This is a genomic window from Bradyrhizobium sp. dw_411 (assembly GCF_018449695.1).
GTDB lineage: Bacteria > Pseudomonadota > Alphaproteobacteria > Rhizobiales > Xanthobacteraceae > Bradyrhizobium.
The window spans coordinates 1-21,116 of the sequence record NZ_JAAVUY010000023.1; the positions used below are offsets into that span (position 1 = coordinate 1).

Annotated in this window: 22 protein-coding genes; 6 read left to right on the forward strand and 16 right to left on the reverse strand. The window is 62.1% G+C overall.

Going from position 1 to position 21,116, the window contains the following annotated elements:
* Positions 1–57 precede the first annotated feature (57 nt).
* Positions 58–465: an arsenate reductase (glutaredoxin) gene (gene arsC, locus HB676_RS29585; RefSeq protein WP_213742029.1), complete on the reverse strand. Its 408-nt coding sequence runs from the start codon at positions 463–465 to the stop codon at positions 58–60.
* Positions 466–591: 126 nt separating this feature from the next.
* Here arsC and HB676_RS29590 point away from each other — a divergent pair, with 126 nt between their 5' ends.
* Positions 592–1,776 (forward strand): MFS transporter, encoded by a 1,185-nt coding sequence (locus HB676_RS29590; protein ID WP_213742030.1) that lies wholly within the window; start codon positions 592–594, stop codon positions 1,774–1,776.
* Positions 1,777–1,787: 11 nt separating this feature from the next.
* The gene (locus HB676_RS29595) at positions 1,788–2,021 is read left to right on the forward strand and encodes a hypothetical protein (protein ID WP_346347448.1); all 234 of its coding nucleotides are present in this window, start codon (positions 1,788–1,790) and stop codon (positions 2,019–2,021) included.
* A 21-nt stretch (positions 2,022–2,042) separates the two neighbouring features.
* Here the strand turns inward: HB676_RS29595 and HB676_RS29600 are convergent, their stop codons facing one another.
* Positions 2,043–2,882, reverse strand: coding sequence for an N-acyl homoserine lactonase family protein (locus HB676_RS29600; protein ID WP_213742031.1), 840 nt, complete (start codon positions 2,880–2,882; stop codon positions 2,043–2,045).
* A gap of 274 nt (positions 2,883–3,156) precedes the next feature.
* Positions 3,157–5,412, reverse strand: coding sequence for a DNA topoisomerase IV subunit A (gene parC, locus HB676_RS29605; protein ID WP_213742032.1), 2,256 nt, complete (start codon positions 5,410–5,412; stop codon positions 3,157–3,159).
* A 122-nt stretch (positions 5,413–5,534) separates the two neighbouring features.
* On the opposite strand from parC, the gene HB676_RS29610 reads away from it, so the two are divergent.
* Positions 5,535–5,777 carry a hypothetical protein gene (locus HB676_RS29610; RefSeq protein WP_249780530.1) on the forward strand — a complete coding sequence of 81 codons (243 nt, stop codon included), beginning with the start codon at positions 5,535–5,537 and terminating at the stop codon, positions 5,775–5,777.
* A 7-nt stretch (positions 5,778–5,784) separates the two neighbouring features.
* Here the strand turns inward: HB676_RS29610 and recO are convergent, their stop codons facing one another.
* The 9 genes from recO to rpoZ form a co-directional block, all read right to left on the reverse strand.
* Positions 5,785–6,552: a DNA repair protein RecO gene (gene recO, locus HB676_RS29615; RefSeq protein WP_213742033.1), complete on the reverse strand. Its 768-nt coding sequence runs from the start codon at positions 6,550–6,552 to the stop codon at positions 5,785–5,787.
* Positions 6,553–6,783: 231 nt separating this feature from the next.
* A complete protein-coding gene (locus HB676_RS29620; protein ID WP_213742034.1) occupies positions 6,784–7,167 on the reverse strand; it encodes a hypothetical protein in 384 nt (127 codons plus the stop codon).
* Between the two features lie 40 nt (positions 7,168–7,207).
* Positions 7,208–8,158 carry a GTPase Era gene (gene era, locus HB676_RS29625; protein ID WP_213742124.1) on the reverse strand — a complete coding sequence of 317 codons (951 nt, stop codon included), beginning with the start codon at positions 8,156–8,158 and terminating at the stop codon, positions 7,208–7,210.
* Between the two features lie 13 nt (positions 8,159–8,171).
* Entirely contained in the window at positions 8,172–8,984 is an 813-nt protein-coding gene (rnc, locus tag HB676_RS29630; RefSeq protein ID WP_213742035.1) for a ribonuclease III, read from the reverse strand.
* Positions 8,981–9,739: a signal peptidase I gene (gene lepB / locus HB676_RS29635; RefSeq protein WP_213742036.1), complete on the reverse strand. Its 759-nt coding sequence runs from the start codon at positions 9,737–9,739 to the stop codon at positions 8,981–8,983. Before lepB ends, rnc begins: the two co-directional genes overlap by 4 nt.
* Before the next feature lie 280 nt (positions 9,740–10,019).
* Positions 10,020–10,439, reverse strand: a complete 420-nt coding sequence (gene acpS, locus HB676_RS29640) for a holo-ACP synthase (protein WP_213742037.1) — start codon at positions 10,437–10,439, stop codon at positions 10,020–10,022.
* Entirely contained in the window at positions 10,436–11,200 is a 765-nt protein-coding gene (locus tag HB676_RS29645) for a pyridoxine 5'-phosphate synthase (RefSeq protein ID WP_213742038.1), read from the reverse strand. The genes acpS and HB676_RS29645 overlap by 4 nt, the downstream gene beginning before the upstream one ends.
* A 165-nt stretch (positions 11,201–11,365) precedes the next feature.
* Positions 11,366–13,666 carry a bifunctional (p)ppGpp synthetase/guanosine-3',5'-bis(diphosphate) 3'-pyrophosphohydrolase gene (locus HB676_RS29650; protein WP_213742039.1) on the reverse strand — a complete coding sequence of 767 codons (2,301 nt, stop codon included), beginning with the start codon at positions 13,664–13,666 and terminating at the stop codon, positions 11,366–11,368.
* 262 nt (positions 13,667–13,928) lie between these two features.
* On the reverse strand, positions 13,929–14,321 hold the full coding sequence (gene rpoZ, locus HB676_RS29655; protein ID WP_024512695.1) for a DNA-directed RNA polymerase subunit omega: 393 nt from the start codon (positions 14,319–14,321) through the stop codon (positions 13,929–13,931).
* 355 nt (positions 14,322–14,676) lie between these two features.
* Here rpoZ and HB676_RS29660 point away from each other — a divergent pair, with 355 nt between their 5' ends.
* Both HB676_RS29660 and HB676_RS29665 read left to right on the forward strand, forming a co-directional pair.
* Positions 14,677–15,306, forward strand: a complete 630-nt coding sequence (locus HB676_RS29660; RefSeq protein WP_213742040.1) for an NYN domain-containing protein — start codon at positions 14,677–14,679, stop codon at positions 15,304–15,306.
* Entirely contained in the window at positions 15,284–15,982 is a 699-nt protein-coding gene (locus tag HB676_RS29665) for a uracil-DNA glycosylase (protein ID WP_213742041.1), read from the forward strand. The genes HB676_RS29660 and HB676_RS29665 overlap by 23 nt, the downstream gene beginning before the upstream one ends.
* 118 nt (positions 15,983–16,100) lie before the next feature.
* Here the strand turns inward: HB676_RS29665 and HB676_RS29670 are convergent, their stop codons facing one another.
* The 4 genes from HB676_RS29670 to dapA form a co-directional block, all read right to left on the reverse strand.
* Complete coding sequence (locus tag HB676_RS29670) at positions 16,101–16,679, reverse strand: peroxiredoxin (RefSeq protein WP_213742042.1); 579 nt, start codon at positions 16,677–16,679, stop codon at positions 16,101–16,103.
* Positions 16,680–16,781: 102 nt separating this feature from the next.
* Entirely contained in the window at positions 16,782–17,255 is a 474-nt protein-coding gene (smpB, locus tag HB676_RS29675; RefSeq protein ID WP_213742043.1) for an SsrA-binding protein SmpB, read from the reverse strand.
* Position 17,256: 1 nt separating this feature from the next.
* Entirely contained in the window at positions 17,257–17,673 is a 417-nt protein-coding gene (gene mscL, locus HB676_RS29680) for a large conductance mechanosensitive channel protein MscL (RefSeq protein ID WP_213742044.1), read from the reverse strand.
* Between the two features lie 65 nt (positions 17,674–17,738).
* Complete coding sequence (gene dapA / locus HB676_RS29685) at positions 17,739–18,629, reverse strand: 4-hydroxy-tetrahydrodipicolinate synthase (RefSeq protein ID WP_213742045.1); 891 nt, start codon at positions 18,627–18,629, stop codon at positions 17,739–17,741.
* A 256-nt stretch (positions 18,630–18,885) separates the two neighbouring features.
* On the opposite strand from dapA, the gene HB676_RS29690 reads away from it, so the two are divergent.
* Positions 18,886–21,108 carry a lytic transglycosylase domain-containing protein gene (locus HB676_RS29690; protein WP_346347450.1) on the forward strand — a complete coding sequence of 741 codons (2,223 nt, stop codon included), beginning with the start codon at positions 18,886–18,888 and terminating at the stop codon, positions 21,106–21,108.
* The last annotated feature ends 8 nt before the right edge of the window (positions 21,109–21,116 follow it).

Below are 21,116 nucleotides of genomic sequence, written 5' to 3' on the forward strand. Positions count from 1 at the left end.
AGAGACATTCCCCGATGGTTCGAGACGGCGCTTCGCGCCTCCTCGCCATGAGGCAGCTTACAAATTTGCCCGCGTCACGACCTCACCGTCCTCTTTGACAAAGGAAGCAGCGGGATTGTCGAGCAGATCGAGCACCGCCTCCGAGGGCCGGCACAGTTTGGTGCCCTTTGGCGTCTGCACGATCGGCCGGTTGATCAGGATCGGATGCGCCAGCATGAAATCGATCAGTTCGTCATCGCTCCATTTGGGGTCGGCCAACCCGAGCTCTGCATAAGGCGTGCCCTTTTCACGCAGCAGCGCGCGAACCGGAATATTCATCGCCTTGATGAGCTCGATCAGCCGCGCACGATCCGGCGGCGTCTTCAGATATTCGATAATCGTGGGCGCCTCGCCGCTTTGCCGGATCATGGCCAGCGTGTTGCGCGACGTGCCGCAGGCCGGATTGTGATAGATCGTAACGCTCATGCCCGAGCCTCCTTCATCGACAATCCCCCTGTCAAGCAATTGCCACCCGGGCTAACTCCGCTTATTCGGATAGATTGCAACAGAACGACAAACTGCGGATACGCATCGTGCCGGCAAGGAATGTGAATGGCGCCTGAGCAGAGCGCCCGCCAGTTGCCCATCATCCTGGCGCTCGGCACGACGCAGACGCTGGCATGGGCGTCGAGCTATTATCTGCCGGCGATTCTGGCCGATCCGATCGGGCATGACCTCGGCGTATCCTCGAACTGGATCTTTGCGGCGTTCTCGGCTTCGCTGGTGATATCGGCGCTGCTCGGCCCGCGCGTCGGCCGACAGATTGATCTGTTCGGCGGCCGGCCGGTGCTGTCGATGTCCAACGTCACGCTGGCCGCGGGACTGGCGCTGCTCGGCGCCACCTATTCCATCCCGGTGCTGGTGGTTGCCTGGATCCTGCTCGGCATCGGCATGGGCTTTGGCCTCTACGATGCCGCCTTCGCGGCGCTGGGGCGGATCTACGGCGACAACGCACGCCGGGCCATCACCGGCATCACGCTACTGGCGGGCTTCGCCAGCACCGTGGGATGGCCGCTGACCGCGTGGGGGCTGGAAACCATCGGCTGGCGCGAGACCTGTTTTGCCTGGGCCGCGGCGCACATCCTGATCGGCCTGCCGATTAATTTGCTGATGCTCCCGGCTGTGAAGGGCGCCAAGGCGGCGGCCGCGACCGCGATCAAGCCGCATATCCCGATCGATCGCACCATGGTGCTGCTCGCCTTCGCCTTTGCCGCGGCCTGGAGCGTCACCGGTGCGATGGCCGCACATCTGCCGCGCATCCTTCAGGCCGCAGGCGCGACCACCGTGCAGGCGGTATCGGCCGGCGCCCTGATCGGCCCGGCGCAGGTGCTGGCGCGCATTGTCGAGGCGAGTTTCCTCAGCCGCTATCATCCGCTGGTATCGACAAAACTGGCCTGCCTGACGCATCCGATCGGCGCTGCCATTCTGGCGCTCGCGGGTGGCGGAGCCGCCGGCGTGTTCGCGCTGTTTCATGGCGCCGGCAACGGCATCCTGACCATCGCGCGCGGTACGCTGCCGCTGGCGATCTTCGGCCCGCAAAATTATGGCTATCGCCTTGGCATCATTGGCGCGCCCGCACGGATGGCGCAGGCCATCGCGCCGCTGGCGTTCGGCCTGTTGATCGACCGCATGGGAAGCCGCATCCTGATCGTCTCCTCCGCGCTCAGCCTCGCGGCGCTGCTGGCGCTGTTCCTGCTGCGGAAGGATGCTTCGGGCGTGAACGTGGAAAGCCGCTGATCTTTGATCCGTTGCCCCTTCCCATCCCGGTCTATTTCGCGCAAAACCGGCGCATGGAAAACCAGAACGGCGGGGTCGCTAAAATCAGAAATTTTGTAAAGTGGGCGATCACGCCACCGCAATCCTATGCGGTCTATCTGGTCGCGCTGTTTCTGGTCGCGGGCGGATCGTTCTATGTCGGGACGTTGAAGCCGAAAAAGGCGGTCGGGTTTGGCCCGCCGCCCGTCTCGGTCCCGCGCAACTGATTTACGCGCGTTGCGCTTTCCTCAGTCGTAGAATTCAGGCGACATCTTCAACGTGTCACGCTGCGCCTTGTCGTGGTTGATCCAGAGCTGCGCTTTGTCCTTGGTCAGCTCGTCGGCAACTTTCTGCATCGACGCCAGCGACTGCTCCTTGCTGAAATTGTTGACGGGAACACCGCGGTTTTCCCAATTGCTTTTGAAATGCACGACATCGCCGGACAGGATCACCGGGCCGGTCTTGGGCAACTTCACCAGCAGCGACTGATGGCCCGGCGTGTGGCCTGGTGTCGACAGGATGGTCAGGCTGCCGTCGCCGAAGATGTCGCGATCGCCTTCGAGCTTGGTGACCGGATGCTCCGGCTTGAAGCGGGGTGCATTGTTGGCGCCCGGCCACTCATATTCCAGCTTCTGCACGTAAAGCATCGCGTTCGGAAACATCTCGACATTGCCGATATGGTCCGGATGGGTGTGCGAAACGGCCATCGCCTTGATGTCCGACGGCTTGATGCCGAGTTGATCGAGTTGCGCTGCCAAAGTCTTGGGGCGGCGCCAGCTCGTCGCCTTCGGGTCGGCCGACGGGAGACCATTCGGCATGTTCGCAACTTCGTCGGTGATGCCGGTGTCCCACAGGAACCAGCCTTGCGAGTGCTTGATGAGATAGCAATTGTCGACGAAGTCCATCGACTTGCCTTCGTTGACGCCGGGCGACCAGCGCGAAATATCGCCGGCGACGCCTTCGCCGCAGTTGAGGACGTAAAGTTTTTCAACACCCGGCTTGCCGGTTTGCGCCTGCGCAACGGTGCCCAGCAAGACCGCGGGCAAAAGGGCCGCCACGAAACCGAGTGCGCGAGTCCTGTTGTTCATATTGTTTCTCCCCTGCCGGTTTTTCCGGGTTTCGTTCTAATGGTCGGATACTACCGTATTGCTGTGCTCCGTCCATCTCACGATCAATTGTAGCCGGCGGGTGGGTATTATCGGGGCGGAAAGACAACAAGTAGCCCATCGCATGAGCCAACGGGTCGCGCGACGGCGCACCCGATGACAGGCTCCGCGAGATGCGGGCAAATCCCGGATGTCGCTTCGCTCATCCGGGCTACCAGGGGACAGCCTTTGCGCGCCGAGGAAACACTCACCGCCCCTACTCCACGCCGCGCAAGAACTTGTTCGACTTCGGCAGACCGTGCGCAAGGCGGCCGGCGTCGGCGCGGTTACCGCGCCAGTCCGACAAATCCTTCCAGCTCATGGCCTGATCGCGGCCGGCCGAATCCTTCCAGGTCAGACCGGCCTTGGATTCGAAGGTCGCGACGTCGGACAGCGACGCGCTGGTGTATTTCTGCAGGCGCACGCCGCGACCGCGCGCCATCTCCGGCACCTGATCGATCGGGAAGATCACCATCTTGTGGTTGCTGCCGATCACCGCAACGGTATCGCCCATGACGGTCGCAATCGCGCAGGCTTCGTTCGGCATCTCGACGTTGAGCACCTGCTTGCCCTTGCGGGTGTTGCCAACGCAATCGTCCTCGTTGACGATAAAGCCCTGCCCCTCAAGGCTCGCGACCAGGAATTTGCGGCCGCCCTTGTTGACGAACAGCGACACGATCGCAGTGTCCTGCTCCATGTCGATGAACATGCGGATCGGCTCGCCATGGCCGCGGCCGCCCGGCAATTTGGCGACGTCGAGCGAATAGAAGCGGCCGTTGGTCGCAAACAGCAACAGTTTCGACGTGGTCTCGGCAAAGAACGCCGAGCCGAGCTGGTCGTCGGTCTTGAAAGTAAGCCCCGAGAGATCGGCGACATGACCCTTAAGCGTGCGTACCCAGCCCTTGTCGGAAATCACCACCGTAATCGGCTCGCGCTCGACGAACGCTTCCTCGATCGCGGCGAGATCGTGCTCGGGCGCATCGGCGAATTGGGTGCGGCGCTTGCCGAGCGGCGTCTTCGGCCCGAACATGTCGCGGACTTTTCGGACCTGTTCGCCGATCTTGGACCATTGTTCAGCTTCGGATCCGAGCAGGCTCTTGATGCCCTTCAATTCCGCGCGAAGGTTCTTGTCCTCGGTGCGGATCTCGAATTCCTCGAGCTTGCGCAAGCTGCGCAGCCGCATGTTGAGGATCGCGTCGGCCTGGATTTCCGTGAGCTTGAACGCCGCCATCAATGCCGGCTTCGGCTCATCCTCGGTGCGGATGATCTTGATCACCTTGTCGATGTTCAGATAGGCGATCAGGTAGCCGCCGAGGATCTCCAGCCGGTGCTCGATCTGCTCCTTGCGATAATTGGAACGGCGCAACAGCACGTCGCGCAGATGGTCGAGCCATTCGCGCAGGCATTCGGCAAGGCCGAGCACCTTCGGGATACGGCCCTTTACCAGCACGTTGAGGTTCAACGGAATCCGGCTTTCCAGCTCGGTCAGGCGGAACAGCGATTCCATCATCAATTCCGGATCGACCGCGCGCGACTTCGGCTCGATCACGAGGCGGATGTCTTCGGCGGATTCGTCCCTGACGTCGCCGACCAGCGGCAGCTTCTTGTCGTTGAGCAGTTCGGCGATTTTCTCGACTAGCCGGGACTTCTGCACCAGCCAGGGAATCTCGGTGATGACCACGACCCAGGTGCCGCGCGCGCCCTCCTCCGTGCTCCATTTGGCGCGGGTGCGGAACGAGCCGCGTCCGGTCATGTAGGCTTCGGCGATGCTCTCCTTGGAATCAATAATAATACCGCCGGTCGGAAAATCCGGACCCTTGACCCATCTCAGGAGAGACTTCGATTTCGCGTCGGGCTTGTCGATCAGATGCAGCGCGGCGTCGCACAGTTCGGCCGCGTTGTGCGGCGGGATCGAGGTCGCCATGCCGACCGCGATGCCCTGCGCACCGTTGGCCAGAAGATTCGGAAACCCGCCGGGCATGACGACCGGCTCTTTGGACTGGCCGTCGTAATTGGGGCGGAACTCAACGCCGTCCTCGTCGATGCCGTCGAGCAGGAGCTGCGCGACGGCGGTCATGCGGGCTTCGGTGTAGCGGTAGGCGGCGGGATTATCGCCGTCGATATTGCCGAAATTGCCCTGACCGTCGACCATCGGATAGCGCGAGGAAAAATCCTGCGCGAGACGCACCAGCGCGTCGTAGATCGACTGGTCGCCATGCGGATGGAACGAGCCCATCACGTCGCCGACGATCTTGGCGGATTTCTTGAACGGCGTGCCGGGATCGAGCCGCAACAGGCGCATGCCGTACAGGATACGGCGATGCACCGGCTTGAGGCCGTCGCGGGCATCGGGCAACGCACGATGCATGATGGTCGAGAGCGCATAGGCAAGATAGCGCTCTTCCAGCGCATCCCGCAGCATCACCTCGTGAATTTCGGCCGGCTCTTCCGGTGGTAACTGTCGTTTTCCCATGGGGAGGCGTTAAACCCTCGCGGTGAATCGGGCAAGATGCGAATCAGCGGGCAATTTAGGCCGCCTGGCCGCATGACGGAACCGTCACACAGGCCCGCCGCCAACCGGCGTCAGGGGGAACCATGGCCGACGCGGGCCGTTCTCCTGCGGGCACGACAGGCGGGAGCGACATGACCGACGATACCGAAATTGCATGGCACCGGGAGCAGATCGTCCAGAATCGCACCATTCTGGAAGAGCTGGAAGCGGGAAACACCGCCGGCGGGGACGTATTTCCCGAGACTCAATCCGAGATCGAGCATCTCAAAGCCCAGATCGCCCAATCCGAACTGATTGTCGCCGCGAGCGAAAAAGCTTCCCAGTAACTTCACATCACGGCAACGCGTTGGCTTTGGCCTGATGCCGGGTCACGGCATTGATAAACCCGTCGCGGGCGTCGGAATGGCCCTGCCCGCGCGGCTCCAGCACGTGACGCAGCAGGAACATGCCGGTCAGCGCAAAGCCGTCCTGCAGATCCTGATCCGACCAGCCGTTGGCGCCGCCGGAGTCCTGGTCTGGGAAGTCCTGACGCAGGAACGGCGGCAACCGCAACAATCGCTCGCGCCAGGGATCGCCGGCCTGCCGCGACACCGCGCCGCCGGATTTCGGCGAGACATAAATCAATTCGGTGGTCGCGCCGGTCGCGGCGCAGTTTTCCAGATCGAGCCCGAAGCCGAGTTCCGACAGCATCGCCAGTTCAAACCGGACGAGATGAACGGCGGCCCCGCCGGCGTCATCGAAATCGTCAAGCGTGCGTTCCAGCATCTCATAGATGTCTTCATGCGGATCGCGCTCGGGCAACAGCCGCGCCAATGAGGCCAGATGCGTCACGCCGTAGACCGCATGCGAGGACGCCAGCACCGTGGCCGCGCGCAGCCGCGTGCCCTCGATCACGTAATAGCCGAGATGCTCGTCAAGCCGGGCGCGCCAAACCGCCGACACGCTGTTGCCGGGCTGCAGCATCGGCCGCATCCGCTTGCCGGCGCCGCCACGCACGAGGCCCAGATGACGGCCATGGCTGCGCGTCAGGAGCTCGACAATGGCGGAGGATTCGCCATGCCGCCGCACCCCGAGCACGATGCCTTCGTCGGTCCATTCCATAATGCAAAGTCTATCACGTAGGGTGAGCTAAGCGAAGCGAGCCCACCATGGCGATCGCCGCCAGCGCCGTAGATCGTTACGGTGGGCACGGCGCAAACGCGCCTTTGCCCACCCTACGTTCCCAGGATTTCACAACCGTCATTCCGGGGCGATGCGCAAGCATCGAACCCGGAATCTCGAGATTCCGGGTCTGGTCCTTCGGACCATCCCGGAATGACGGCGTAAAATTATTCACCCGTTGAACCAGCCCTGGGCGTCGCCGGTGAAGGAAAAATACATTCCGGCCGCAGTCAGAGCGCAGGAAACCACTTCGATCGCGCTGTCGATCTGCATGCCGCTTTCGCCGACCGTCTGCACCAGTGAAATCAAGGACAGTACGAGCGAGGCCAGCAAGGCCCAGCGCGGCCAGTTCTTGCGCCGCTGCGCCGCAAGCCAGACGAAATAACACAACAGCAGGATCATGCAGGCCGCGATCACGTTCGCGATCAGGATCACCGATTCCGTCATGTCGGCGGTGGTTTGGGACCGGTCCTGGAATGCGACCGACAGCGCATCAAGGGTCAGCGACAGATACAGCAGCACTTCAAACCAAACCACGTTCTTGGGTACATTCATCGGATACTGATTACCTGACTATTCCTTGATCTTTGCCTGATCATTCTTTGGGAAACTCAAGTCCCATCTCGCGGTAGCGGTTGGGATCGTCGCCCCAGTTCTCGCGCACCTTCACAAACAAAAACAGATGCACGGGCACGCCGACGATCTCGGCGATTTCCTTGCGTGAATCCGCGCCGATCGACTTGATGGTGGCGCCGCCCTTGCCGAGCACGATCTTGCGTTGGCTTTCGCGCTCGACAAAAATCGTCTGCTCGATACGGATCGATTTGTCCTTGCGCTCGGTCCAGCTATCGGTCTCGACCGTCGACTGATACGGCAGTTCCTGATGCAACTGGCGGAAGATCTTTTCCCGGGTGATTTCAGCCGCCAGATGCCGCATCGGCGCATCCGACATCTGGTCTTCCGGATAATGATATGGCCCCGCTGGCACCATTGCCGCCAGTGTGCGGCGCAGATCGTCGACGCCGTCACCCGACAGCGCCGAAACCATGAAGGTCTGCTCGAAGCTCAACCGGTCGTTGGCGGCCTTGGCCAGCGCCAGCAGTTTTTCGCGCGGCACCAGATCGATCTTGTTCAGCACTAGGATTTTCTGGTGCTTGACGGTCGCGAGCTTGGTGAAGATCGCTTCGGCTTCCTCATCGAGACCTTCACGCGCGTCGAGCAACACACACACCAGATCGGCGTCGTGCGCCCCGCTCCAGGCGGTCGAGACCATCGCGCGGTCCAGCCGGCGCTTGGGCAGGAAGATTCCGGGCGTATCGACCAAAATGATCTGCGCGTGATTCTCGATCACGATGCCGCGGATCAGCGCGCGCGTGGTCTGCACCTTGCGCGAGACGATCGTGACCTTGGAGCCGACCAGCGCATTGACCAGCGTGGACTTGCCCACATTGGGCGCGCCGATCAGCGCGACAAAGCCGCAGCGCGTCGCGACCGGTGCGGCTTCCGCTGCGGTTTCCTCTGTCGTTTCCTGGCGAGTGTCGTCCATGTCGTCCGTTATGTCATGCATCATTGTTGCCGCCGCCGACGCCTTCGCGCTCAATCATGACGGAGGCTGCGACCTTTTCGGCCGCGCGCTTGCTGCCACCGACGCCTTCGGCCGGCGCCAGTCCCGGCAAATCCACCGCGACGCGGAACTGCGGATCGTGATGCGGCCCGGTGCGTTCGACCTCGCGATAAACCGGCGTCGGCAGGCCCTTGCCTTGGGCCCATTCCTGCAACACGGTCTTGGGATCGCGCAGCGGCCGCCGCGGCTTGTGCATCCGCTCGGTCCAGTTGCGTTCGACGAACTGCGCCGCAGCACCATAGCCGCCGTCGAGAAATACCGCGCCGATCACGGCCTCGCAGATGTCGCCGAGTACGGATTTGCGCAACCGCGCGCCGGCCCCCGCCCCGACCGCGCCGAGCTTGATGTCGTCGAGCAGCCCGAGCGATTTGGCGACGTCCGCGCAGCTCTCCTTGCGAACGAGATCGGCAAGACGCTTGGACAATTCGCCTTCATCGGCATTGGGAAACGCGCGGTACAGCATGTCGGATACGATCAGCCCGAGGACGTGATCGCCGAGAAACTCAAGACGCTGGTAACTGTCGCCGCGCTTGCGCGCGGATTTCAGCGCGGACACATGGGTAAAAGCCGTCGTGAGCAGCGTGGCATCGGAAAACTTGTGCCCGATGCGGGCCTCTAGCGCGGCCGCCGCCGCCTTGGCGCTGACCTTGGTACGCTTTTTCTTCGCAGGTTCGCGGCCGGCGTCAGGCTGGGAGCTTGCTTCGCCGGATGACGATATAATCTGGAGATCAGGCGTTTCGTCGTTCATCGCACAATGGAAAATATGCGATTCCAGCGCACCGCGGTGGGCCAGCGCCAGAACATCCAGGCGTGTTCGCCCTCGGCAATCGAGAAGAAAATCATCTGGGCCCGGCCAACCAGATTCTCGAACGGCACATAGCCCACCGCCGACAGCACCCGGCTATCGGTCGAATTGTCGCGGTTGTCGCCCATCATGAAGAAATTGCCCGGCGGCACGGTGTAGACGATGGTGTTGTCGTAGAAACCGTTGTCGACGCAATCCAGCGACTCGTAGGTGACGCCGTTCGGCAAGGTCTCCTTCCAGCGCTTCACCCGGGCGGTGGCGTCGGACCCGCAGGGGTCTTCGCCGATGAAATCGCTCAGGCGCTCGCGGACCACCGGCTTCTCGTTGATGTAGAGCAGCCCTTCCTTCATCTGAATGCGGTCGCCCGGCAGCCCGATCACGCGCTTGATGTAGTCGGTTGAATCATCCTTCGGCAGACGGAACACGACGACATCGCCGCGCTGCGGCTCGGAACCCAAGATGCGGCCCGAAAACAGCGGCGGTGACATCGGCAGCGAATAGTGGCTGTAGCCGTAGGAATATTTCGAGACGAACAGATAGTCGCCGACCAGCAGCGTCGCCTTCATCGATCCCGAGGGGATGTTGAAGGGCTGGAACAGGAAAGTGCGGATCACCAGAGCGATCAACAGCGCATGGATGACGACGCGGACGGTTTCACCCAAGCCGCTTTCTGATTTTGTGCCGGATGTAACGCTCATCGTTTTCCTAACTTCCCCGTCGCGTTTCCCGCGCGGTGGCAGAGCACTTTCCTCACGCGAGCAGCGACTGGCTTTCGCGTCAAGAAAATGGTCCTGATTCTGATATTGAGAGCAAATTCCGGCGCAGACCCGAATTTACTCCGTTTTGGTGTTACCTGCGGCGTTTTAGACGGTTGTTCGCGACCGCGCAATCAACGGCCGCATCAAAACTTGCTAATCACCTGACAAGTCTATGATTTTTAGTTTTGCCGGACGCCGGAACAGGTGAGTCCCCGCCCGCTCAGGGTTTGCCGGTTTGAACGGCCGAAATTATGACAAAGGCCTGCGCCAGCGGCCAGTCGTCGGTGATGCTCAGATCAATCCGCGCCTCGTGTCCCGCCGGCGTCATTTCCTGCAGCCGGGCCAGCGCCCCGCCGGTCAATTGCATGGTCGGCCGCCCGCCCGGCAGGTTGACCACCCCCATGTCCCGCCACCAGACGCCGCGCCGGATGCCGGTGCCGAGCGCCTTGGAACAGGCTTCCTTGGCGGCAAATCGCTTGGCATAGGTCGCCACCACCATTTTCTCGCTTTTGGCGCGGCGTTCCGCCTTGGCCCGCTCGGCATCGGTGAAAATGCGGTCGAGAAACCGCTCGCCGTGGCGCTCCATGACTTTGCCGACGCGGCGGATGTCGATCAGATCAGAGCCGATGCCGAGGATCATGTTGCGCTCGCAAGCTTCTGGCGTCCGCGATCCATCGCGGCGCGCATGGTGCGAACCGTCTCGCCGAGGCCGACGAACAGTGCTTCTCCCATCATGTAGTAGCCGATATTGAGCTCCATGATCTCAGGCAATGACGCGATCTTCTCGGCAGTCGCGTAATCCAGACCATGGCCGGCATGGACTTCGAGCCCGGCCGAGCGCGCCAGCGCCGCGCCCGCGACAATGCGCTGCCACTCGGAGTCCGCTTTCTTCGTGTGGCCATCGACCACGGCATCGCACCAGGCGCCGGTGTGAATTTCAATGACCGGCGCGCGCAGCCTGGCGGCCATTTCGATCTGGGCGGGATCGGCGGCGATAAACAGCGACACACGTATCCCGGCATCGTTCAGGCGGGCGATAAAAGGCGCCAGGGCATTGTGCAGCCCAACCACATCGAGACCGCCCTCGGTCGTGAGTTCTTCCCGGCGCTCGGGCACCAGGCACACCGCATGCGGTTTGGTCGCCAGCGATATCCTGAGCATGTCCGGCGTCGCCGCCATCTCGAAATTGAGCGGCTTTGAGATTTCTGCCTTCAGCCGCGCCATGTCCTCATCGCGGATGTGGCGGCGGTCCTCGCGCAGATGCGCGGTAATGCCGTCGGCGCCCGCCTCGATCGCGACCAGCGCGGCGCGCACGGGATCGGGATTACGCCCCGCCCGCGCGTTGCGCAGCGTGGCGATGTGATCGACATTGACTCCGAGACGCAGCGGAGGAAGGGCCATGCAGGACTCGCGGACGAATTAGAAAGCGACTGGAATACTCCGAATGTCATGCGCGGGCTTGACCCGCGCATCCATCCTCTTCGTAAAGATGGATTGCCGGGAGCGCAGACAAGTGTACGCAGTCTGCGTAACGCAGACTACTACGCCCGGCAATGACGAACTGTTTTACCCATTGACGCGCTCGACCCGTGCGACCACGGCCTTGGCGCGCAACTGGTTGATGATAGCGCTGAGATGCTTCAGGTCATAGACCTCAAGATCGATGGTGAGCTCGGTAAAGTCGGGCGAGCGCCGGTGCATGCTGATATTGTCGATATTGCCGTCATGCTCGGCGATCACGGTGGCGACCTGGGCCAGGCTGCCGGGCTCGTTGACGTTGTCGACACGAATTCGCGCCGGAAAGCGCTGCGGCGTCGATTCGTCGACATCCCAGCGCACGTCGAGCCAGCGCTCGGGTTCTTCCTCGAAATCCTTCAGCGCCGGCGACTGGATCGGATAGATCGTGATGCCTTCGCCCGGCGAAACGATGCCGACGATACGATCGCCCGGCACCGCGCCGCCGTTCGGGGCGAATTTGACCGGCAAATCCGAATTGATGCCGCGGATCGGGATCGCCGAAGGACTGCGCGCCGGGTCCGGCGGCGATTTCTGCTTCAGCTTGTCCGCAAGGCTCTTCTTGGCGCCAAACCGCGCGACCCGCTCTTCCTTGTAGTCCGGGTACATCGCGCGCGCGACGTCGGAGGCCTTCATCTCGCCGCGGCCCACCGCCGCCATGACATCGTCGATCGAGGCGCGCGCCAGCCGGGGCAACGCGCCCTTGAGCTTGTCGTCGCCATATTCGATCTTTGCGCGCACGAACAGCCGTTCCACGATGCGGCGGCCGAGGCCGGCATATTGATCGCGCACCGCGGTGCGCGTGGCGCGCCGGATCGCCGCCCTCGCCTTGCCGGTAACCGCGAGCGATTCCCAGGCCGATGGCGGCGCCGACTGGGCCTCCGAGGTCAAGACCTCCACTTCGTCACCGTTCTGCAGTTCGGACGACAGCGGCGCGAACTTGCCGTTGATCTTGCTCCCGACCGCGCTGTTGCCGACATCGGTATGTACGGCATAGGCGAAGTCGATCACATTGGCCTGGCGCGGCAGCGCGATCAGTTTTCCCTTCGGGGTAAAACAGAACACCTGGTCGTGGAACAGCTCGAGCTTGGTATGCTCGAGAAATTCTTCCGGGTTGGCGCTTTCCGACAGCACCGCGATGGTGTGGCGCAGCCACGCAAAGGCGTTGGATTCGCGTTTCAGGAGTTCGGTCGGCGATCCCACCCCGTCCTTGTAAAAGGCGTGCGCGGCGATGCCGAATTCCGCGATCCGGTCCATATCTTCCGTGCGGATCTGTAGTTCGACGCGCTGCTTGCCGGGGCCGATCACCGTGGTGTGGATCGAGCGATAATCGTTCTGCTTCGGCGTCGAGATGTAGTCCTTGAACCGGCCGGGCACGACCGGCCAGGTCGTGTGCACGACGCCGAGCGCGTGGTAACAGGCCTCGACGTCCTTCATCACGACGCGAAACCCGAAAATATCCGACAATTGTTCGAAGCCGACCGATTTACGCTCCATCTTGGTCCAGATCGAAAACGGCTGCTTGCGCCGGCCATAGACATGCGCCGTCAGGCCGTTCTTCTGCAGGTTCTTGGAGAGCTGGGTTTCGATTTCGCCGATCAAATTGCGGTTGCGGTCGGCCAGCGCATCCAGCCGCTGCATCACCACTGAATAGGCTTCCGGATCAAGCGAGCGGAACGACAGGTCTTCGAGCTCTTCCCGCATTTCCTGCATGCCCATGCGGCCGGCCAGCGGCGCATAGATATCGAGCGTCTCCTCCGCGATCCGGTGCCGCGAGGCGGGCGGCACGAACTCCAGCGTGCGCATATTGTGCAAACGGTCGGCGAGCTTGATCAGCAGAACGCGGACGTCGTCGGCGATCGCCAGCAGCAGCTTGCGCAGGTTCTCGGCCTGCTTGGCCTCGCGTGAAACCAGCTCCAGCCGCTTCAGCTTGGTGAGACCTTCCACCAGCGCGCCGATTTCCGGACCGAACACCTGATCGATTTCGGCGCGGGTCGCCTCGGTATCCTCGATGGTGTCGTGCAGCAGCGCCGCGACGATGGTGGCGTCATCGAGCTTGAGGCCGGTCAGGATCGCCGCGACTTCGAGTGGATGCGAAAAATAGGGATCGCCGGAGGCGCGGGTCTGCGAGCCATGCGCCTTCATGGCGTAGACATAGGCGCGGTTCAGCAGGTCTTCGTTGGTATCGGGATTGTAGGAGCGGACGCGTTCGACCAGATCGTATTGCCGCATCATGCGCGTGCGCGGCGTTTTGGCCGGCTTGGCCGCCGGCGCCGGTACGGGCGACGCAGGCACCACAGCGACCGAATCGGTCGCAGCCTGCATTTGCCCTGGGCGGCGCCAATACGCCATTGATCATTACCTCATACAGACCCGGGATCGGGTCCGTGGAACCGCTCGATTTCAGACATCCGGGTGCAGTCTAGCGCTAAACCGCCAATCTCCCGATCACATGAGAGACAGCCGTCGCAGAATCCATCTACGCCCAAGACCAAACCCAGGAGCGCATGGTAACCATGAAAATACCAATAAAAGCAAAGGCCCGAACAAAATGTCCGGGCCTTCGGTAAATCGGTGGGCGGAGCGCTAAACCCCAAGCTGTAATAGGTGAGATTTACTCGTCCTCTTCGGGCTGCTCTTCCGGAGGCGCCAGACCTTCGAGGCCCTTCAGAAGTTCCTCTTCCGTCATGCGCTCGACGGCGACTTCGGTATCGTCGGCATCGACGCTGGCGCCGGCCGATCCGATCAAGGGCACCGTATCGGGTTCCGGCTCGTCCACTTCGACGAATTTCTGCAGGGAATGAACCAGTTCTTCCCGCAAATCTTCCGGAGAAATGGTCGAGTCGGCGATTTCACGTAATGAAACCACCGGGTTTTTGTCGTTGTCGCGGTCGACCGTCAGCTGCGAACCGGACGAAATCATGCGGGCGCGATGCGCCGCCAGCAGGACCAGGTCGAACCGGTTATCAACCTTATCAATGCAATCTTCTACGGTGACGCGCGCCATCGACTGTCGCTCCGTTAAATGGGACCGAATATGCTGGTTATGCGGGCTAGTTATAGGTGCAGAGGGCGTTTCGCAAGACAAAATTGTGATTTGGCGTCGGTAATCTGGTCTGCTAACCAATCCGTGGGGGCATAGCAGTGGAGCGTTCGAAGCCGACACAAATCGGCCGGGCGGACAAGAAAACGCTTCATTGCGTCGTAAAAGTCTCATCTATTGCGCTGACTCTCCTAACGCGCGGCGACACCTGTTCAAACAGGCGCCGCCGGTCTTCGGCGGTTCTTTTGAAATGCGTGGTCTACTGCCGCCGCGCCAAAAAAAAGTTTATGGATAACAACAACCACGCGAGAACAACTGAATGTCCCCTGCTTCCAACAAGATCGCACTCTTTATTGATGGCGCAAACCTTTATGCAACCGCCAAGACGCTCGGTTTCGATATCGACTACAAGCGTCTACTCAAGGAATTCCAGAGTCGTGGAACCTTGCTGCGCGCCTTCTATTACACCGCGATCATTGAAGATCAGGAATATTCGTCGATACGCCCGTTGATCGACTGGCTCGACTACAACGGCTACACCGTCGTCACCAAGGCGACCAAGGAATTCATCGACGCCAGCGGTCGCCGCAAGGTGAAGGGCAACATGGACATCGAACTCGCGGTCGATGCTATGGAACTCGCCGAGCATGTCGACCAGATCGTGCTGTTCTCCGGCGACGGCGATTTCCGCTCGCTGGTCGAGGCGGTGCAGCGTCGCGGCGTGCGGGTAACCGTGGTTTCGACGATTTCGAGCCAGCCGCCGATGATCGCCGATGAATTGCGACGCCAGGCCGACGTCTTTACCGATCTGGTCGAGTTGCAATCCAAGCTCGGCCGCGACCCCTCCGAGCGTCCGGCTCCGCGCGAGCCGCGCCATCACGCGCCGCAATTCCTGCAGCGCGCGACGACTATGGCGCCGAGGGGCGATGACGACGATTTCGAGGACTAAGACCAAACCGGCCCAAAACCCGCCCGCCGGCGCCCTCCTCCGCACCGAACCCGACCGTAACTGTCCGCTCTGTCCCCGGCTCGTCGCGTTTCGCGAGGACGCGCGCGCGCGCGAACCGGAGTGGTACAACGCACCGGTCAGGGCGTTCGGCGATCCCGACGGGCGGCTGTTGATCGTCGGTCTTGCGCCGGGATTGCGGGGCGCCAATCGCACCGGCCGGCCCTTTACCGGCGATTACGCCGGCGATTTGCTCTACGCGACGCTGCTGGAATACGGCTTTGCCAAAGGCAAATATGAAGCACGACCCGACGACGGGCTGAAACTGGTGGATTGCCGGATCGGCAATGCGGTGCATTGCGTGCCGCCGCAGAACAAACCGCTGCCGGTGGAAATCAATACCTGCCGGCCATTTCTGGTGTCGACCATCGAGGGCATGCCGAACCTGCGGGCGATCGTGGCGCTGGGCCGGATCGCACATGATTCGACGGTCAAGGCGCTGGGTATCCGCAGCGCCGCCGCGCCGTTTAAACACGGTGCGATCCATCCGGCGGGGACGCGGAAGCTCTACGACACCTATCATTGCTCGCGTTACAACACGAATACGCGGGTGCTGACCCCGGAGATGTTTCGCAACGTGTTTGCAAAGGTAAGAGCGGATCTGGATCAGGCTCCGTAGGGCCAATCGGACCTAACTTCGTGGCTTCGTAAGGTGGGCAAAGGCGCGCTTGCGCCGTGCCCACCGTCTATCCGCGAAACAAGATGGTGGGCACGCTGCGCTTTGCCCACCCTACGATTCAAGCCACCGGATGTTTCTTCAGCCACGCCAGCACATCGCCGGCGTTCGAGTCCGGAGGAAACACCGGATAGAACACATGCGTGATGCGCGCATCGTCGATGATCAGCGCCAGCCGCTTGATCAAGGTCAGTCCCGCCACTTCCATGGTCGGCAAATTCAGCGCGCGTGTCAGCGTCAGCTTTTCATCGGAAAGAACCGGAAACGGCAGATGCAGCCGGGAGGCCATTTCGGTCTGGTATTCGTTGCTTTGCGTCGACAGCCCGAACACATGGCTTGCCCCCGCCGACTTCAAGTCCGCAAACAGGTCGCGGAACGAGCAGGTCTGCGGCGTGCAGCCCCGCGCGCCCGGGATCATGTCCCAATCATCGACCAGGCCGATCTTGCCGGGCTCGCCGGTGCGCGGATAGGCGAACACCACGATGCGGCCCGGCAGCGCCGACAGCGTCACCGCATTGTCGTCAGTCGCGAGCAGGCTGAGCGGCGGAATCGTCATGCCCACAAGATGCTTCGCGGCGCCGTCGTCGGTCGGTGCAGGTATTTTGCTCCAGTCGACTTCGAGCAGGTTTTTCTGGTTCATCGCACTCTCGTTCTTCGTAGGATGGGTTGAGCGAAGCGATACCCATCAATATTCGTGGTGATGGGTTTCACTACGTTCAACCCATCCTACAAAATTCAAATCCTACCCCCGCGCGCGCAGCAGGCGGCCCTTCTCCCTGCCCCAATCGCGCTTTTTCTCGGTCTCGCGTTTGTCGTGCAGTTTCTTGCCCTTTGCGACGGCCAGCAACAGCTTGGCGCGGCCGCGCTCGTTGAAATAGAGCTTGAGCGGAATCAGCGTCATGCCGTCGCGATCGACCGCGCCCATCAACTTGTTGATCTGCTTTCGGTGCAACAGCAGTTTGCGCGGCCGCTTCGGCTCGTGATTGAAGCGGTTGGCCTGCAGATATTCGGGAATGTTGGCGTTGATCAGCCAGATCTCGCCGCCCTTGGTATCGGCATAGGATTCCGCGATCGTGGTCTTGCCGTTGCGGATCGACTTTACTTCGGTCCCGGTCAGCGCGATGCCCGCTTCGATCGTATCCTCGATGGCATAGTTGAAGCGGGCCTTGCGGTTTTCGGCGACGATCTTGATCGGGCGTTCGTTCTTCTCGGCCACGTCATGCCTTCTTCAGGAGATCGCGGATCTCGGTAAGCAGTTCTTCCTCGCGGGTCGGCTTCGGCGGCGCGGCCGGAGCGGCGGCATCCTTGCGCTTTAGCGTATTCATCGCGCGGATGACCAGGAACAGTACAAAGGCAACGATCAGGAAGTTAATTGTCAGGGTCAGGAAGCTGCCCCAGGCCAGTACAGCGCCCTGCTTCTTGGCATCGGCCAGATTGGTCGCAGTAACGGCTTTCGACAGGCCCGTGAAATAATTGGAGAAGTCGAGACCGCCCGTGATCGATCCGATGATCGGCATGATGATATCGCCGACCAGCGAGGTCACGATAGCCCCGAACGCCGCGCCGATGATGACGCCGACCGCGAGATCGACGACATTGCCCTTCATGGCAAATTCGCGAAATTCCTTGAGCATATGCAAACCCTCCCCATCCAGAATATTGGTCGTCAATAATTCGAGGACTTAGTTGATCAGAGCCTTTAGTTAATAAGACCTGCATGCACCATCGCGTTGCGCACCGCCACGCGGGTGGGCTCGGACACCGGCACCATCGGCAGGCGCAGCGTCTCGTCCATCTTGCCGAGCAGCGACAACGCGTACTTTATCGGTGCCGGGTTTGACTCGATGAAGAGATTGGTGTGCAGCGGCATCAGCTTGTCGTGCACCTTGAGCGCGGTGGCGACGTCGCCCTTCTGCCAGGCCTGGTGAAACTCCGAACACAGCCGCGGCGCGACGTTGGAGGTCACGGAAATGCAGCCATGGCCGCCATGGGCCATGTAACCGAGCACGGTGGCGTCCTCGCCCGACAATTGGTTGAAATCCTCGCCGAGCGCAGCACGTTGCTGCGACACCCGCACCATGCTCGCGGTGGCGTCCTTGACGCCGGCGATGTTCTTCAATTCGAACAGCCGCGCCATGGTGTCCACGCTCATGTCGATCACCGATCGCGGCGGGATGTTATAGATCATGATCGGAATGCCGATGGCGTCGTTGATCGCCTTGAAGTGCTGGTACATGCCCTCTTGCGTGGGCTTGTTGTAATACGGCGTCACCACCAGCACCGCATCGGCGCCCGCCTTCTCGGCGTGCTGCGCCAGCTCGACGGCTTCCTTGGTCGAATTGGAACCCGCGCCCGCGATCACGGGAACGCGGCCCGCCGCCTCGTCGATGCACCATTCGACGACACGCTTGTGCTCGTCATGGCTCACGGTCGGGCTTTCGCCGGTCGTGCCGACCGGCACCAGGCCGTGGGTACCCTCGGAAATCTGCCAGCTCACCAGCCCGCGAAACGCGGCTTCGTCGAGCGAGCCGTTTTTGAATGGCGTGACCAAGGCGGTGAACGATCCCCGGAAATTTGTCTTGGCTGCCATGTACTTCTCCAAACGCGCGCTGCGGACCCTGCCGCCCCTATTCATACCGGGTCCGGCGATGCCGCGAAAGGCCTGAGCCATCCCGCGGCCTTATCCCACCCGTGTTCCGCGGCCAAGGACCACCCCGACAGCCGCGATTTTGCCGCGGTGATGGCGCAAACATTGGGCCGCGCGAACGTATTTGTTATTTTGTCCACATATTCAATCAAATAGACCTAGACGAGCGCCATTCCGTGATTCGCCGCAAAGGAACGCCGTGACCAAATCTGCCCGTGCCGCCGCATTGCGATCGACGGCAATGACGACAACCCTGGCGCTGGTTCTGGGGTTGGCGGCGTGGGCGAGCGATGCGTCGGCGGCCAAGCCCAAGATTCCCTTGCCGAAGCCCCGTCCGATCGCACGCAACGTCATACCCAAAACCACGCCCGCAACGGCGCCTGCGTCGACCACCGCTGCCAAAAATTCTCCCGCCGTGCCGGCCACGGCCGCGATCATGCCCGCGACGCGCCAGCATGCGGCTTTGCCGCCCGCCCGCAAACCGCCGGCGACTGCGGCGGTGGCCGCGACGTCGTCGACCTCGCAGGCCGATACCGACGCGCTGGAGAATGTCATCGAACTCGTGCGCAAGCATAAGCCGGCGGATGCGACGCAGGCCGAAGCTGACATATCGGACCCGGTTGCGCGAAAACTCGCCGAGTGGATCATCCTGCGCAGCGACGACAATGGCGCGTCGGTCGAGCGCTACCGCGCCTTCATCACGGCCAATCCGAGCTGGCCTTCGCAGACATTCCTGCGCCGGCGCGGCGAAGCGGCGCTGTGGGACGACCATCGCGACGACGCGACCGTATGGGCGTGGTTCGAGAACGACTCGCCTTTGTCCGCCAAAGGCCGCTTCGCGCTGGCGCGGGCGATGATCGGGCGCGGCGACCGGGCCAATGCGGAGCGCCTGGTGCGCGAGGCCTGGCGCAACGATGCGATGTCGGAGGACACCGAGAACACCGCGCTCGATCTGTTCGGCGCGCTGCTGACGCCGGGCGATCAGAAGGCGCGCATGGACCTGATGGCGTACGGCACCGAGCAGGAGGCCGCCGCGCTGCGCGCCGCCAAACGGCTCGGCAGCGGCGAGGTCGCGCTGGTGAAAGCGCGGATCGCCTCCAATCGCAAGGCTTCCAACGCCCGCGCTCTGCTCGAAGCGGTCCCCGGCGAGTTGCGCAGCGATCCCGGCTACATTTTCAGCAGGATCCAGTTGCTGCGGCGGGAGGAGAAATTCCCCGAGGCCGCGCAACTGATGCTGAATGCACCAAAAGATCCCAATCGGCTCTACAATCTGGATGAATGGTGGATCGAGCGGCGGCTGCTGGCGCGCAAAATGCTCGACGTCGGCGAGCATCGCAACGCTTACCTGATCGCGCGCGACGCCGCCCTGCCCGCGCGCGATATCTACAAGACCGAACAAGAATTCACTGCAGGCTGGATTGCGCTGCGCTTTCTCAACGATCCCGCAACAGCCGCGCAGCACTTTGCGCGTATCGGCGTCGGCAGCGTCAACCCGACCGCGCTGGCACGGGCCGGCTATTGGCAGGGCCGCGCCGCCGAAGCCGCAGGCCGCTCCCAGGATGCCCGCACCGCTTACGCCGCAGCGGCAGAGCAATCCACCAGCTATTACGGCCAACTTGCGCGCGCCAAGCTCGGCCTGCCGCAGATCGACTTGAACGACGTGCCCACCGCCCGCGGGCGCTCGATCGAACGGCTCGAGGTGGTTCGCGCCGTAGCGCTGCTCTATGCGCTGGATGAGCGCGAAATTGCGATCCCGATTTTCGGCGACATGGGCGAGAACGGCGATCCCGATGTATTGGTGGGACTTGGCGAACTGGCCGGGCGCAACAGCGATGCGCGCGCGATGTTGCTGGCCGGCAAGGCTGCGCTCAACCGCGGACTGCCGTTTGATTTCTATGCCTATCCGGTGAACGGAATTCCGCCGTTCAAGTCGATCGGGCCCGATGTCGAGCAAAGCATCATTTTCGCTATCGCGCGTCAGGAGAGCGCGTTCAATCCCGCCGTGGTCTCGCCCGCGCAAGCCTATGGGCTGATGCAGGTGACGCCCGATGCCGGCAAATATGTCTGCAAGAAATACGGCGCCAGTTTCGACCTCGGCCGGCTCAAGAACGATCCGGTCTACAATGCCGCATTGGGCGCGGCCGAACTCGGCGGCCTGATCGAGGACTACCGCGGCTCCTACATCATGACATTTGCGGCCTACAATGCCGGCCGCGGCAGCGTGAAGAAGTGGGTCGATCGCTATGGCGATCCGCGCGACCCCAAGGTCGACGCGGTCGACTGGGTCGAGCAGATTCCGTTCTCCGAGACGCGTAATTACGTGCAGCGGATCATGGAAAATCTGCAGGTCTATCGTGCGCGATTTGGCGGCGGAACGCGGCTCCAGATCGAGGCCGACCTGCACCGCGGCAGCCTCGAATAGATCCGTCC